Source organism: Bacillus sp. 05T22 (assembly GCF_056396765.1).
Genome location: NZ_JBFTMC010000006.1, coordinates 1 through 15,352, shown reverse-complemented (window position 1 = coordinate 15,352; position 15,352 = coordinate 1). Strand labels below are relative to the sequence as shown.

Here is a 15,352-nt window from a genome sequence, read left to right as displayed (position 1 = left end):
AAATATATTAACAGATTCATTAGCCAATTATTACAAGCTTACACAACAATTACCGGTATATCTTCAGCTTCTTAATGGCGCTTCGAAACGGTTTTATTACTTGTATTCTGTATATAAAGATAGAGAAGAATCCCGAAAGGTATCGCCAGGAAAGTAGTACCCTTACATGGTGATTCTTTAAGAAAAGCATAATTTCTAATCATCAGATTACTAGATACATAATGTATGGATTCTCGAAATCTCTCCTTAAAAGAAGGAGCATACTGCATAGCAACCTTTCTGAAGAATAAAAAACCACGCGGATTTTTCTTATATTGTTTAATCATGTTCATGCTTGAACCATCATCTAAATATTCCACATGGCATAAGACTTCGTTCATAATGAGTAAAGGACATTGTTGATCAATTAAAATATACTTATAACTGAGCGGACAGTACTTTTCTCCTGAAAATATAGGATATGGCAAAGAATTTCTTGTCAATTCCGAACGATAAACTAGTTTCTTATCGCCTCTAACCCCATGAAGACCATACAAGCCTGATAATGTGGAAGATTTAACATTAGATGGCATTTTAGTTCCAATGATCTCTCCATTCTGTTTCGCATCCAATCCGACTATTCCAGCAAACTTCTTACTTCCATGTGTCTTCCAAAATGAAGCAATCTTTTCAACAGCATCTTCAGCCATATAATCATCCGAGTCTATACAAACATTTAACTCTGTATCAATTAATTCATAAGCGGTATTGTGTGCTCCGTGCATACCTTGATTTTCTTGGTAATGATAACGAATGGGAACGACATCTTCTGCAATCCACGTATCAATAAGTTCCTTTGTGTTATCAGTAGATCCATCATCAATGATTAACCAAATAAAATCTTTACATTTTTGCCTTTTTAAACTTTCGTAACATAAATGAAGGGTATATGCACGATTATATGTAGGCGTAAAAACGGTTAAGAGTGGTGTCATTGCAAACCCTCCTGCATCAAGTTTTTTATTATTTATAGGCATGTGCATAATAGTAATCTGTCAGCCAGTTTGCCATAGTAGCCGTATCATAACCCATATTTTGCATTACATTCGTTGTATCCTCATGCTCTAATGATGAGGAAAGAATAGAATCTGCCCATAATTCCGTTGAACTCTTTAAGCTTATAAATTTCATTCGGTCAGTCAAGTTAGATTCACTAGTAATTGCATCAGACACCACACAATTTAAACCAGCAGCCTGTGCTTCCACTAGTACAACTGGCAAGCCTTCAAAAAGCGAAGGAAAAAGAAAAATATCAAATCCTTGCATCAATTGCGGGATATCGGTTCTAGTTCCTAGAAATCTGACCTTAGAAGACAAACCTAAGTCAGCTACCTTTTTTTCAATGCTTGGGCGTAGGGTACCCTCTCCTATGAGAGTCAGTATGGATTCTGGGTTCTTTTTATGTACAGCATGAAAAATATCTATTAAGAATTCATGATTCTTTTGCTTATTAAATCTTCCTACATGCCCTATAACTAACGTATTATCATTTGCCCCAATTTCTTCTCTTACTTTATTTCTTTTACTTTCATTATATTTAAATTCTTCAACATTCACTGCGTTATTTAGAACCGTTACTTCATTAGAATTTGTCTGTTTCTTTCCAAACAACCATTCTCCTGCTTTTTTCGAACATGCAAAATATGCAGTCGGATTGTCTTTCATTGTGAACCTTGCATATAGTCGGAAAGGAAGTTTTATATCAATACCTAAATCACTTAAATGACTATGCGCAATACGACACGGAACACCTGCATTTTTCGCTGCTCTTAATACAAAACTACTGTTCTCATTGATATGAGAATGTACTACTTTATATTCAGGATTAGTAGCAAAGAACTCTTTGAGTAATTTAAAATAACGGCGATAATTTCCAGGTCGTATCTGTGGCATTCGATAAATCTTCCCGCCAAGCTTCATTATTTCATCATCATAATGTCCCTTATCTGTTCTATGTACCATAAAATCAAATTGAATCTTACTACGATCTATTCTTCGATAATAATTCATCAACATAGTTTCAAGCCCGCCGCGATTCATGACGGTAACTACTTGAAGTATACGAATAGGTTTCAAGAGTACCACTCCTATCTCATCATCTTTCTGAGTGAATCTATTGCCACTAACATAAAATAAWACCCTGCGGTAAACCTATATTTTACGCAAAAGTAAAACGCCTTCCAAACAATAGGGAAGTGATCCATCTCTAATTGTTTAAAAGAACGCCTTATCCGATTATCATTTAGTATTTTACTTAATCTGTTAAATTTCGTTAATGGAGATATGCGATTACTTTTACTCATTGTATTTAAGCCAAGTCCAAGCGTATTAAGACAAATACGATTATTTAAAGCTAATCGAAAATTTCCTGATAGCTGCTTATCTTCTAAAAATTGCTCGATTATGTCATAAAGGTTAAACCATTGGTTCATCAATTCCGGTTTGTAATTAGACGTGACCGAAGCTGCATTTGTCTTCCAGTAATGATAAAAAGGCTTATTTAAAAAAACAAATTTATCAACATAATAAAATGTCTGTATATTAAATAATGAGTCCTCATTTGTACCAATAAAACTTAAATCCACAAACTGAATCGCGTTTTCTTTAATAACCTCAGAACGATAAAGCTTTGACCAAACGGTTCCCCAAGCATCTAAGAATTCTGGGTTTCCTATTTCTTCATCTATAGGACCGATTAAACGTCTCATTACGTTTGCTTTAATTTCTTCGCCTTCATAACAAACTTTTTCAGGAAGATCAAATTTCTTCTCTTTTGAATGACTTCCAAATTCACGAGTATATGTACACATAACAACGTCTGCCTTACCTTGAACTGCTTCCTTATACAAGGTTTCATACATTTCCATGTCTATCCAATCATCCGGATCAACAAACCCAATATATTCTCCGCTCGCGGTTTGAATACCTGCATTTCTTGCTGAAGAAACACCACCGTTTTCTTTTTCAATCACTATAATTCTTTTATCTTTCTTTGCGTACTCATTAAGTATACCTGCACTCTTATCTGTTGAGCCATCGTTTACCATAATGATTTCGATATCTTCAAGTGTTTGTGACGTTAGGCTGTTTAAACATCTTCCTAATAAAGTTTCAACATTATAGACAGGAACTATTATACTGATTTTCGGTTTCATCTGTTTCCTCCAGAATGTATTTCCCATAAATAGAACTCAATTCAGATTCAACCTGAACAATCGAATATTTATGCATTTTCTGTTTGCTTTCAATACCCATCTTTACAAGTAAGTCTTTTGACTTGTTCATCTCGAGTACTCTTAAACCAAACATTTGAGCATCTTGATTGGAAATGATATAGCCATTTACTTTATCTTCTACAAGTTCCAAATGTCCTCTGTTCTCACTTGCAATTATCGGTAACCCACAAGCCATGGCCTCCATAATATTAACCGGCAGACCTTCGCGGAGACTCGATGCAACCGCAATATCGCAGGCGGATAAAATTTTCGAGATATCATTCCGATAACCAAGAAAGTCCACCATTTCAAATACGCCAATTTGTTTCGCCAAATCTTTACAATCCTCTAGTAAGGGACCATTTCCGGCCAATAGAAGCCTTGCGTTTGGGACACTATCCTTTATTAAAGCCAATGATCGAATCAAAAATTGTTGATTTTTATTTTTATTAAACTCAGCCGCATAGAACATCAAGAAATCAGTGGGCTTATATCCCATCTCACTCCTCAGACAAAGCTTTTGAATCTCATCAGCTGGTTTAAAGTATTCTGTGTCTACTCCCACTCCGTGTACTTGTTCAATTTCAGCTGCTTTGAAACGCCGCTGAACAGCCAGGTCATAGTCCTCTTGATTTATCGTGATAAGGCAGTCTGTGTAATTTGCCATTACTTTTTCAATAGGATAATATAATAACCAATTTATTAGCGGGGCACCTTTACAAAAGTGGAATCCGTGAGCAGTATATAAAACCTTTGTTCCATATTTTCTAGCATTTCTTGCCGCCAAACGTGTAAGGGCTCCCCCCATTGGTGTATGGCAATGAATAATTTTATATCCATTTTTATCAATGATAGCTTTCAACTCTTTATAAGCCTTAATGTTCTTGGGCTGCAAAGGTGATCTTTGAATAGAAAGTTCATACTTCTTATCCACGTATGGAAGGTCCATGTTGCCGGCAGCAGCAACATGAACTTCCCATCCCTGTTCTTTAAACCATTTCATATACGGCAAGTGAAATGCTTTAAAATGAATATCTACTGTTGCACAGAACAATACTTTATTTCCCACATATATCACCCTACACTCGTTATAATCTGTCTAACCAGCCTGTAACCTGTACATACTTCATTTTTCTAAATAGTAAAATACGTATCTAAACGCACGTATTCAAATCGACATTCACACTATAATATTTTGCGAAGCTATACGGTTATTTGCCAATGTCAATACCTGTTCTCTCAATTCTAATTTCTCAAGATTAGGGTATGTTTGAATAATTTCTTCAATTTCTTTTATATAAAGATTTGATGTTTTACCTATGTAAATTTTAGGATGGATTTGTTGCTCATGCACTTCTTCTTTTTTCAACAATTCTTCAAAAAGCTTCTCTCCAGGTCTCATTCCGGTGAACTTTATTTGTATCTCATCTAACGAATTGCCTGATAATGTGATTAAGTTTTTCGCAAGGTCCACTATTTTGACAGGATCACCCATATCCAAAATGAATATCTCCCCACCTTTAGCTAATGCCCCGGCCTGTATTACAAGTTTAGATGCTTCTGGAATTGTCATAAAGTAACGAATCATTTTTGGATCAGTGACAGTCACTGGTCCCCCTTGCTTAATTTGCTTTTTGAACAGTGGTATAACACTACCACGGCTTCCTAATACATTTCCAAATCGTACAGCCACAAATTTCGTACTACTTGTTTTGTCTAAGTTTTGGATTACCATTTCAGCAAGCCTTTTGGTCGCTCCCATTACACTCGTAGGATTCACAGCTTTATCTGTAGAAATCATTACAAACGTCTCGACCCCATGCCAACTTGCTGCTGTTGCTACGTTTGTTGTCCCGATCAAATTATTTTTTATCGCTTCTTCAGGATTACGTTCCATTAAGGGTACATGCTTATGTGCAGCAGCATGATAAACAACTTGAGGATGATATTGACTCATGACTGACATCATTTTCATATCATCCTGTACATCAGCAATTTCTGTAGTAAAGATAATATCGGTGTCACCGTATAGCTCTTTTAATTCCATTTCAATGGAATAGATACTATTTTCACCATGACCTAATAAAATCAATTGTTTTGGGTTAAAATGTGCGATTTGACGACAAATTTCAGACCCAATTGAGCCACCTGCACCAGTTACTAAAATAACTTTATTAGTTATAAAATCGGAAATACTTTCAATATCTAATTCAACCGGCTCACGCCCTAATAAATCTTCTACCTGAACATCACGAAATTCATTTACTGAAACCTTTCCAGTCACTAAATCCTCTAACATCGGAAGAATTTGTGTTTTCATTTTTGTCTTAGAACACTCTTGGAAAATCATATTTAATTCTTTCTTACTAAGTGAAGGAATTGCTATTATGATACTGTCGATGCCCAATTTCTGAACAGTAGATTCAATGCGATTCACTCCTCCGACCACTGGTATTCCTAGTATATCCAGTCCGTGTTTCTTTATATTGTCATCAATAAAAGCAACTGGTAGTAATTCTGTTTCATTATTATTCAACAACTGCCGTACAACCATTGTACCTGCAGAACCTGCACCAATAATTAGCGTTCTTTTTTTATTGTCACCCTTTTGGATATAAGCATCTCGGAACATCCGCCATAAAAAACGTGATCCTCCGATCAATAAAACATGGATCATCCAAGTGACAACAAGTAGACGGAAATAAATATCATGGAGTAATATTTTTTGTACTACTGCTGTTGTGATAATAGAAAGCGTAACTGCTTTCAAAATAATGAGTAGTTCGCCTATACTTGCATACTCCCATGCTTTTTTATATAGCTTATAAATAAAAGAAAAAATATGATGGCTAAGAAGCAAGGTCATCGCACTTGCTACAATAGGCAATGTTATAACGTGGAAATCAGCACTTACTAAAAAGCGACTAAAGAAAATCGTGGTTAATACAATTAAGGAATCTACTAAAATTAATAGAAACAATCTTTGATGATACGTCATAATAGGCCCCTCTCTCAATTTTTTGCAACTAATATTTTTATCTATATATCTAACTAAAGATTTAAGGAAGGAAATAAATGACTAACTAATACAAAGTTCCTGTCTACAAGATCCTTCAAAAAGACTTTCTAGACAGAAACTTCAAATAAATACGGGCATTTAACCCTCCCTCACATCACGCTCTTGACGACTAACGTCTAAGGTGTTTTAACCCACAGCATAATCGAGTGCCTCCATTGATAGCGGTAAGGAGACATCACCGTACCATATACTTTTTTTTAGGTAACCTTTCATTCTCTAGCGAAGAATGTCCTTCCTCCTTACCCTATGAGCTAAAAAGTACTGTATGAGCATCGCCCGCATAACTGATTTGAATAAATCTCTTATACCTTTTTATTCAAAATAGCTCCTAGAAACCTACTGTTGCTTAAACCTAACACTCTTTCTGCTTCAACTACCGCTTCACTAGCAGTTTGATTGCAACTTAATACCAACAATACGCCATCACACTGACTAGCTAGTATACTCGTGTCTGTTACTTCCAGAAGAGGTGAAGAGTCAAATAAAATAACGTCATATTGTTCTATTACTTTGTTAATTAAATCTTGCATGGATGGTAAGCTAAGCAGCTCAGCTGGATTGTTAACTTCAGAACCACTTGTTAAAACATGTACATTTTTGATTTCCGTCTGAATTACCGCCTTCTCTAGCGTTGCTTTTCCCTCTAGGATATTTGTTAATCCCGATCCATTTTCTATTCCAAAAATTTTATGTAGTTCTGAATTTCTTAAATCCGCATCAATGACTAAGACCCTTTCATCCTGCTGAGCCATAGAAACCGCCAAATTTGCCACAGTGATGGTTTTCCCTTCCCCATATCCAGGAGAAGTAATTATTATAGTTCTTTTTTTATCTGCTTCAGATACAAACTGAAGATTAGTACGAATTGTTCGATATTCCTCAGCAATCTTCGAATTCGGAGCTGTATGCGCAATTAAATTACTATTATCAAGAGGACGACTTTGTTTTTTATTAAGAATCAAATGTTTTTCCTCCTACCATTACACTTTCTTTCTTACTGTTTTTATCTACTATATTATTTTTTTTCATTTGGGAAACACTTCCTAAAACAGGGATCGGTAGTAACTTTTCAATATCACGTTCCGATTTAATTGTTTCATCAAGAGAATCCAATAAGAAAACGATTCCTATACTCAATATAAATGCGGCAGCCATGGCCAGCTCTATCGTACCTGCATGATTTAAGTTTATTGGCGAAGGGTTTCCTTGGGCGTTTGCTTCTGTTAAGATACGAACACTTCCGAAATTCATAACAGATTTTGCTTCTTCTTTATAAACATTTGCTGTAACATTAGCAATTTGGGCAGCCTGCACTGGATTAGTATCTATAGCTGTTATAGTGACAATCTGTGATTCTTCCACCTTTCCAACACTTATCTGTCCGCTTAATGCACCTGCTGATTTTTTCAAATTTAGTTGCTGAGCTACTTTCTCTAAAACAACAGGTTCTTTAATCATCACTTTAAGTGTACCCATTGCTTCAGGATTTGCCGGAATAAGGATCCTTGCGGAAGATGAATATAAAGGCGTTTTCATAAAAAAACTGTATATCCCACCAACTAATCCGGCCAATATTGTGATTACTGCAATAATCCAAAACCTTCTTTTTATAACATTAAACAAGCTTTTTAAATTTATTTCCTTCTCCATACTTCCCCTCCACTATTATTTAATTGATTAAAAATGAAGTTAAATATATATTGAACAACATCATTTAATTCACATCTGAATATATTTACAAATCACCATCCGAATATACACATTTCCACTTGCTCAAAGATGTACAAAATCACTCCTAGTTTTTATTACAATGACTGACCCTAAAGCATGAATACATCCTCAAAAATTCCTTTATAGTGTTACATTATTTCATGTAACACTACAAAGGAATTAGTGTTAGTATCCTTCACATAGAACATTGCACAGTCTTTTAAACAAAGCCTTACTCTGTAAGGTTTTAACTATATACCTATGTATATTTACTTTTCATAGTCAGGGGAAATCAATCAAAATTATACATATTTATCCTAGCGTTAACACGTATATTTAAATTTAAATTAACATTTATATATTCAATGTAATTTAATGCAAGATAAGAAAATTGAACTTTTCAAGTATAGATTTGATTAACAAAACAAACGTTTCGTTTCATTAATCATAATATACTCATGTATTATTCATTTTAGTTCTTGATAATACCCCCGTCAATATAAATTTATACGTCCGATTCACTCTCTACCTAGAATATCCCATTCAATTATCTTCATATAAATTCACACATAATCTCATAAATAATTATTTCAAGGAAGTAAAGATCGTATAGTCATATGCATATTATCCAATTAAATTCTTGTGACAGTATCTATATGTCCAACAACCGCTTATAAAAGAGTTTAAAAACAATTGTTGAATTATAGGGTTGAGGTCCTCTTATTAAAAAATGAAGCAAAATAGTAGCATACTATAAGTAGCCGATAACCATTTATAAATAAATGAAACAATATTATCCTCTTTTGACGATTAATGAAAGAGAAATAACATTAGAAAGTCCCATTCCAAAACTAACATAGACTTAACTTTTCCCCAACATATTGGCTGAAATCTACAAAAAACTTATTTCTAATGAAATAGACTTAAGTTCTTTTTTGTATCGTTAAGGCTTAGTTACAAACCATTTCGCTTTCCACTAACTTTTTCATATAATCTAATAGCTCTTTCTTTAACTCTTCATGTTGTAGCGCCATTTCAACAGTTGTTTGAATGAATCCAAGCTTTTCTCCGACATCATAGCGTTTTCCTTCGAAATCATATGCAAATACACGTTGAATTTCATTTAAACGCTGAATCGCATCTGTTAACTGAATTTCTCCGCCTGCCCCTGTTTGTTGATTTTCTAAGAACATAAAGATTTCTGGCGTTAACACGTAACGTCCCATAATCGCTAAATTAGATGGTGCTGTTCCTTTAGCAGGTTTTTCAACAAATTTACTCACTTGATAACTGCGATCCTTTCGCTCTAACGGATCAATAATACCATAGCGATGCGTTTCATTCTCTGGAACAGTTTGAACACCAATTACCGATGATTGTGTATTCTCATATTGATTCATTAATTGGCGTAAGCACGGCGTATCCGCTTGAACAATATCATCACCAAGTAGTACCGCAAATGGCTCATTTCCAATAAATTTACGAGCACACCAAACAGCATGTCCTAAACCTTTAGGCTCTTTTTGGCGAATATAATGAATATTGATCTTTGAAGATTCTTGTACTTTTTCAAGAGTTTCATACTTTCCTTTTGATAATAAGTTTTGCTCTAATTCAAAGGAATGATCGAAATGATCTTCAATCGCACGTTTTCCTTTTCCTGTTACGATAATAATATCTTCAATTCCAGACGCAATTGCCTCTTCCACGATATATTGAATTGTTGGTTTATCAACAATTGGTAACATTTCTTTTGGCATTGCTTTTGTTGCTGGTAGGAAGCGAGTCCCTAATCCAGCTGCTGGAATAATAGCTTTTCTTACTTTTTTCAATGATATTCCTCCTAGTATTATATAATTTTTTTATATTTACTTGATTGAACAATTAACAAACACACTTATTATAACAATAATTTTCCTCATTTTAACAGATCGGAGATGGATATTTGCTCAATTGTTGAACCATTAGAAGCAAACTTAAAATCAAACTTATCAGATCGATAAATTAATAAAGAACTATCTTCGTTTTTCAATTGTGCTTCACCCAATTGTTCTAACAACGTTGCCTTCAATATATTTACGTTCTTAAGACTTACCTGTTTAACAGTCAATTGATTATTATATAAAACATCAATTTCTTTATATTTTGTTAGTACTCCTTCTGGTATTTTTTCTTCATTTTGAGGAATACCTATTATACTAGTTACATCCTCTTTACGCTTACCTAGAAAAGTAAGAGCTTGTTCCAGATTTTGAGAAGTACCTTCTAATTTTTTTATTTTATTTACAACATCCTCATAAGATAATGCCTGAGTAAATGGAATTGAGCTTACTATCTCTTCACTAACCCATCCTTCTTCCCCATTATCATAAATAGTCTTCAACCAATTGACCCCAGATTTTTCATCTTTTTTCTGATCCTTTACCACAAAAGGTGTTCCAAATACCATAGTAGCAATTGCTTGTCCCTCTAACGCTGGCACACTTCTCACACGAGCTTTAGCAGAACTTACATACCGAACATCTAAATCAGCTAATGGATTCTTCTCTTGTTTAACAACTTTTGCATGTCTAGATTGTTCTTTCTTTTGTTCTTTAGCGTGTAAAGGAGAAAGGATATTATCCCTTTGCCAATAAGCCAATCCACTTATAGTTGTAATTAGTAATACACCAATTAAGCCAGCAATATACTTACGTTTGATTCGATTATTCTTACTGTGAACATGCGCTCCACTTAATCTAGGTGCATAATTGGAAGCTTCTTTTGGAACCTCTTTTGAAGCAATATTTACCTCTGCCAACCCTTTTCCTGCCTGTTTCTCCATTGCTTCTTTTTTGAAGTTTTGCTGCTCTTCTTTACTCATTTCCTTATATTCTTTTAAGAAACTTTCATACTTCGGCATTACTTCCTCAATAGGACCATAGTCTCTAATTTCACCGTATTCAAGCCATAGAGCCTTTGTACAGAATTTTTTCACTTGTCCTAAAGAATGGCTAACAAAAAATATTGTTTTTCCTTGTTCTTTAAATTCATTCATACGGTTTAAGCATTTATCGGCAAATGTTTGATCACCTACTGATAAAGCTTCATCAATTACGAGTACATCTGGATTAATACTAACTGAAATCGCGAATCCTAAACGCGATTTCATCCCGCTAGAATATTTTTTTACTGGCATATCAATAAACTTACCTATATCAGCAAAATCAATAATTTCAGGTGTTAACTTTTCAATTTGTGCTTTACTCATTCCCATCATTAAGCATTTAAGCTCAATGTTTTCTCTACCTGACAATTGATTATTAAGACCAGCTGCGATTGCAATAAGTGCGACTTTCCCTTTTATGTCGATACTTCCAATTGTAGGCGGTGTAATTCCAGCAATCAAATTAGACATTGTAGATTTTCCAGAACCATTTACCCCAACAATACCAATAACATCGCCTTTTTGAGCCTCAAATGTTAAGTTTCTTAATGCATAAAAGTCTTCACCAAATCCTCCAGGATACAGAATATCCTTTAATTTCTCAGAGTTTTTGCTATGCATTTTATATTTTTTTGTTACATTATGAAACCTCACTGATTCATTCATTTTTTACAACCCTCATCATAGATAATCTGCAAAGTGCTTTCTAAATTTTACATGTAGCGTTGCACCAATTAACAACGTAACAAGGACAAACGACCAAAAATATAATGCATAATTTAGATCTTGATAAAACCAGCTTGTTCCTAGTAAGGAAGCCCGATATCCATCTACAATATAGCAAAATGGATTTAACTGCATAATTTTTTGAAGAAACGATGGTAATTTCTCAGGTGTCCATAATATAGGCGTTAAGTATAGCAACATTCGCATAATTGATTGAACAATCATTTGAACATCTCTCACAATTGTTGCTAACGTTGACGTAATTAAGGAGAGTGAAAATATTAACATAAGGGTAGCAAACATATAATAAACAAGCTGAATATAATGAATAGAAATACCTTGACCCGTTACTAAAAATAAAATTGTCACAATACCAATAAGTATCAAATGCTGATACAGATTAGACATAATTACAAAGCTTGGGATAACACTCATTGGAAAACTCATCTTCRAAATCATATTTAACCTTGTATAAATAGACTTAGATGCTTGTAGCATTGCTGGTTGTACAAAAAACCATACAACAAGCCCTGCAGATAACCAATAAACAAATGGTACTCCATTTACTCCTTGACCACCCCGAATCCCAAAGCCGAATACAAACCAATAAATACTCATCTGTATGAGAGGATTCAAAACTTCCCACGCAAGTCCTAAATAATTATTATTATTTGTACTTTTTACTTGATAAATAGATAAACGTTTAATTAAATACAGACTATTTATCTGTTCTTTTAATACCATAATCATTGAGTTCATCTTTACTGTGCCTCTCCGAAGAATATTTTCTCTACTACTCGTTTAGAAGCAAAACCATCTTCTAAATAACAATAATTATTATAGAAGGTATTATATTTCCCTGCAAATTCACCTAAACCTAGAGTTTCGAATCTTAATATTTCCTCAAGCACTTCTTCCGTATTCATCACAACTGGACCAGGAGCTTCTGTCTCTAAGTCAAAATAAAAACCTCTTAACTTATCACGATACGAGTCAATATCATACGTGTAGAAAATGATTGGTCGTTTCAAATTCGCATAGTCAAAAAAGACTGAAGAGTAATCTGTAATTAACAAGTCAGATAGTAAATACAGATCATTTATATCGACATGCTTAGAGAAATCATACACAAACCCTTTATACGGTTCTAAATCAAACTGTTCTGCAACTAAGTAATGCATACGTAACAAAATAATATAGTCTGAACCTAATTGTTTCTGCAAAAGATTTAAATCTAATTGTAAATCTAATTTATATCGACCTTTACTATAAAACTGATCGTCTCGCCACGTTGGGGCATATAAAATAATTTTTTTATCTATAGGTAATCCATTCTGTTTCTTTAATGTATCGATTGCCTTAGAATTATTATTTACATATAAGAAATCGTTACGAGGATATCCTGCTTCAACAACAGTTTTTTGAAATTGAAAAGCCCTCTTAAATATTTCAGTCGAATATACATTAGGGGAAAGTAAATAATCCCAGTTTTGTGCTTCACGATGAAAGCTGTCCTTATACTTTTCAGTTGTTGTACCTGGCATATGAACTTCTTTCATATCACCCGCTAATTTCTTAAGAGGTGTACCGTGCCAAGTTTGTATATAAATAGTATGCCTTGGCTTAGGAAGCCAAAGCGGCATTCTACTATTCGTTACCCAATACTGCGCGCGTGCCAATAAAATAAACCAACGAATTGAAAATTTTTTTACATATGGGATATTTCCTTTGTCAAACTGCGCTGTGTAATTTTTATTTACACTCCAAACCATTTGAAAGTCCATGTCATTTTGTAACATGTATTCATACATAGCTCGTGGATTACAACTATATTGTTTTCCGGAATAACTCTCAAATAAAATTAACTTCTTTTTGGGAGGCAAACAACTACAGAAAAGAAATACTGCCTTACATAGTTTTTTTACAATACGGTGATTTTTTATTCTTCTTATAAATCCCATGTTATTTACACACCTTCTAATTCAGTCGCTTCATACTTACGATACATTAACGCGAAACCTCACCTTTTCCCGTTCTTCCCATTAATGCGTCTACTTCTTCTTTTGCATTTTTTCCATTAAATAAAACATTATATATCGCAGTCGTAATCGGCATTTCAATACTCATTTTTTCAGCTAAATGATATGCTGCCTCAGCTGTACGAACACCTTCTACCACCATGCCCATATTCTCTAATACTTCTTCTAGATTATGACCCTTACCAAGTAAATTTCCAGCTCGCCAATTGCGACTATGAACACTTGTACAAGTCACAATTAAATCACCGACACCTGTTAATCCCGCAAAAGTAAGCGGATTTGCTCCCATCTCACACCCTAATCGTGTAATTTCCGTTAGTCCCCTGGAAATTAACGCTGCCTTCGCATTATCTCCGTAACCAAGACCATCTGAAATTCCTGCACCAAGGGCAATAATGTTTTTTAGTGCCCCACCTAATTCAACACCAATCACATCTCGATTTGTATAAACACGGAAATTTGTATTCATAAATAGCTTTTGTGTTTTTTCAGCAGCCTGTAGATGATATGACGCAGCAGTTACAGTAGTAGGATGACGAAGACTCACCTCTTCTGCATGGCTTGGCCCTGAAAGAACAACAACACTTTCTATTAACTCTTTCGGCATCTCTTCTTCAATCATTTCCGAGATACGTTTAAATGATCCCGGTTCAATTCCTTTACTCGCGTGGATAACGGTTATTGGTTGTTTTAAGACGTTCTTTAATTGTTGCATTACATTACGAATCGCTTTCGTTGGGACAACTAATAATACAGTATCTATCCCATCTATTGCTTCCTCTAGGGATTCATACCCTTTTATTTTTTCAGAAAGCTGAATCCCCGGTAAATATGCTTCATTCGTATGCTTTTCATTAATTTCATGGATTTGTTCCGCCTTATTCCCCCAAATTCTTACTTCATGTCCGTTATCCGCAAGAACCATAGATAACGCTGTTCCCCAGCTTCCTGCACCTATGACTGTTATTTCTTTTATTTCTTTCATTTCTTTCATTTCTTTCATTTCTCTCCATCCTCTACAGATTTTGAATTTATTCTATACAAAATATGATTTCTACATATAAAACCTTTGTAATAAAAATATTTCCCTCTAGAAATTACTTCTTAGAGGGAAATATAGACGTTATTGTTTTACCAATGAACCATGGACTTTTTTTGCAAATCTTGCATAACAAGTTTATTTAATCTACTCATAAATTCCTTGTAGTATCCCGGCTGGTAATGCGAAAATGTATTTCCAAACGGATGGTTATGCTGGCCTATATAATTAGTATCTTTCAGGTTAATAACCTTACAATTTGGGATAGATTGCATAAACCATCCATTAAGTAACTCCCAGAAATAATTATTTCTTTTTATAATTTCTGATCGTGGGAATTTTTTCACTGTACCATCTATATCAACGTACTTATATGTGAATCCTCCAATATTTAAAATAATGCGGTCTTCAGGTAATATCTCTTTGACTTTTTCGGCAAATTTCTCCATATACGTCTTCCATATTTCAAAATATAATTGATTATTGCTATGCCCAATAAATTCATAGTCCATCAATTCTTTAAAATATTGACTCCCCCTAAGAACCATACAAAATATTGACTCCCCCTAAGAACCATAC

At 34.2% G+C, this 15,352-nt stretch carries 13 protein-coding genes; all 13 read right to left on the bottom strand.

Translation table 11 applies throughout. The annotated features are described in order from the left end of the window. Positions 1 to 71: 71 nt before the first annotated feature. Positions 72 to 974, bottom strand: coding sequence for a glycosyltransferase family 2 protein (locus AC1DIT_RS03465; protein ID WP_016112642.1), 903 nt, complete (start codon positions 972 to 974; stop codon positions 72 to 74). Between the two features lie 28 nt (positions 975 to 1,002). Further along, on the bottom strand, positions 1,003 to 2,115 hold the full coding sequence (locus AC1DIT_RS03460; RefSeq protein WP_016112643.1) for a glycosyltransferase family 1 protein: 1,113 nt from the start codon (positions 2,113 to 2,115) through the stop codon (positions 1,003 to 1,005). Between the two features lie 11 nt (positions 2,116 to 2,126). After that, positions 2,127 to 3,194: a glycosyltransferase gene (locus tag AC1DIT_RS03455; protein ID WP_476998061.1), complete on the bottom strand. Its 1,068-nt coding sequence runs from the start codon at positions 3,192 to 3,194 to the stop codon at positions 2,127 to 2,129. After that, positions 3,157 to 4,323, bottom strand: a complete 1,167-nt coding sequence (locus tag AC1DIT_RS03450; protein WP_016112645.1) for a glycosyltransferase family 4 protein — start codon at positions 4,321 to 4,323, stop codon at positions 3,157 to 3,159. The genes AC1DIT_RS03455 and AC1DIT_RS03450 overlap by 38 nt, the downstream gene beginning before the upstream one ends. Positions 4,324 to 4,434: 111 nt before the next feature. Next, a complete protein-coding gene (locus AC1DIT_RS03445) occupies positions 4,435 to 6,252 on the bottom strand; it encodes a polysaccharide biosynthesis protein (RefSeq protein WP_016112646.1) in 1,818 nt (605 codons plus the stop codon). A gap of 383 nt (positions 6,253 to 6,635) precedes the next feature. Next, positions 6,636 to 7,295, bottom strand: a complete 660-nt coding sequence (locus tag AC1DIT_RS03440; protein ID WP_016132441.1) for a CpsD/CapB family tyrosine-protein kinase — start codon at positions 7,293 to 7,295, stop codon at positions 6,636 to 6,638. Beyond that, positions 7,285 to 7,983: a YveK family protein gene (locus AC1DIT_RS03435; RefSeq protein ID WP_016112648.1), complete on the bottom strand. Its 699-nt coding sequence runs from the start codon at positions 7,981 to 7,983 to the stop codon at positions 7,285 to 7,287. Before AC1DIT_RS03435 ends, AC1DIT_RS03440 begins: the two co-directional genes overlap by 11 nt. Before the next feature lie 1,010 nt (positions 7,984 to 8,993). Further along, positions 8,994 to 9,875: a UTP--glucose-1-phosphate uridylyltransferase GalU gene (gene galU / locus AC1DIT_RS03430; RefSeq protein ID WP_016112649.1), complete on the bottom strand. Its 882-nt coding sequence runs from the start codon at positions 9,873 to 9,875 to the stop codon at positions 8,994 to 8,996. Between the two features lie 86 nt (positions 9,876 to 9,961). After that, positions 9,962 to 11,635: a teichoic acids export ABC transporter ATP-binding subunit TagH gene (tagH, locus tag AC1DIT_RS03425; protein ID WP_016112650.1), complete on the bottom strand. Its 1,674-nt coding sequence runs from the start codon at positions 11,633 to 11,635 to the stop codon at positions 9,962 to 9,964. A 15-nt stretch (positions 11,636 to 11,650) separates the two neighbouring features. After that, entirely contained in the window at positions 11,651 to 12,454 is an 804-nt protein-coding gene (locus AC1DIT_RS03420; protein WP_476998060.1) for an ABC transporter permease, read from the bottom strand. 2 nt (positions 12,455 to 12,456) lie between these two features. Further along, positions 12,457 to 13,656 carry a CDP-glycerol glycerophosphotransferase family protein gene (locus AC1DIT_RS03415; protein ID WP_016132442.1) on the bottom strand — a complete coding sequence of 400 codons (1,200 nt, stop codon included), beginning with the start codon at positions 13,654 to 13,656 and terminating at the stop codon, positions 12,457 to 12,459. 46 nt (positions 13,657 to 13,702) lie between these two features. Then, entirely contained in the window at positions 13,703 to 14,710 is a 1,008-nt protein-coding gene (locus tag AC1DIT_RS03410) for an NAD(P)H-dependent glycerol-3-phosphate dehydrogenase (protein WP_033670901.1), read from the bottom strand. A gap of 155 nt (positions 14,711 to 14,865) precedes the next feature. Continuing rightward, on the bottom strand, positions 14,866 to 15,321 hold the full coding sequence (locus AC1DIT_RS03405; protein ID WP_476998059.1) for a DUF6270 domain-containing protein: 456 nt from the start codon (positions 15,319 to 15,321) through the stop codon (positions 14,866 to 14,868). Positions 15,322 to 15,352: the final 31 nt, after the last annotated feature.

Coding starts and splice junctions, on each gene's coding strand:
- AC1DIT_RS03465 (WP_016112642.1), bottom strand. CDS start 974: ATGACACCACTCTTAACCGTTTTTACGCCTACATATAATCGTGCATAT.
- AC1DIT_RS03445 (WP_016112646.1), bottom strand. CDS start 6,252: ATGACGTATCATCAAAGATTGTTTCTATTAATTTTAGTAGATTCCTTA.
- AC1DIT_RS03435 (WP_016112648.1), bottom strand. CDS start 7,983: ATGGAGAAGGAAATAAATTTAAAAAGCTTGTTTAATGTTATAAAAAGA.
- tagH (WP_016112650.1), bottom strand. CDS start 11,635: ATGAATGAATCAGTGAGGTTTCATAATGTAACAAAAAAATATAAAATG.
- AC1DIT_RS03415 (WP_016132442.1), bottom strand. CDS start 13,656: ATGGGATTTATAAGAAGAATAAAAAATCACCGTATTGTAAAAAAACTA.
- AC1DIT_RS03405 (WP_476998059.1), bottom strand. CDS start 15,321: ATGGTTCTTAGGGGGAGTCAATATTTTAAAGAATTGATGGACTATGAA.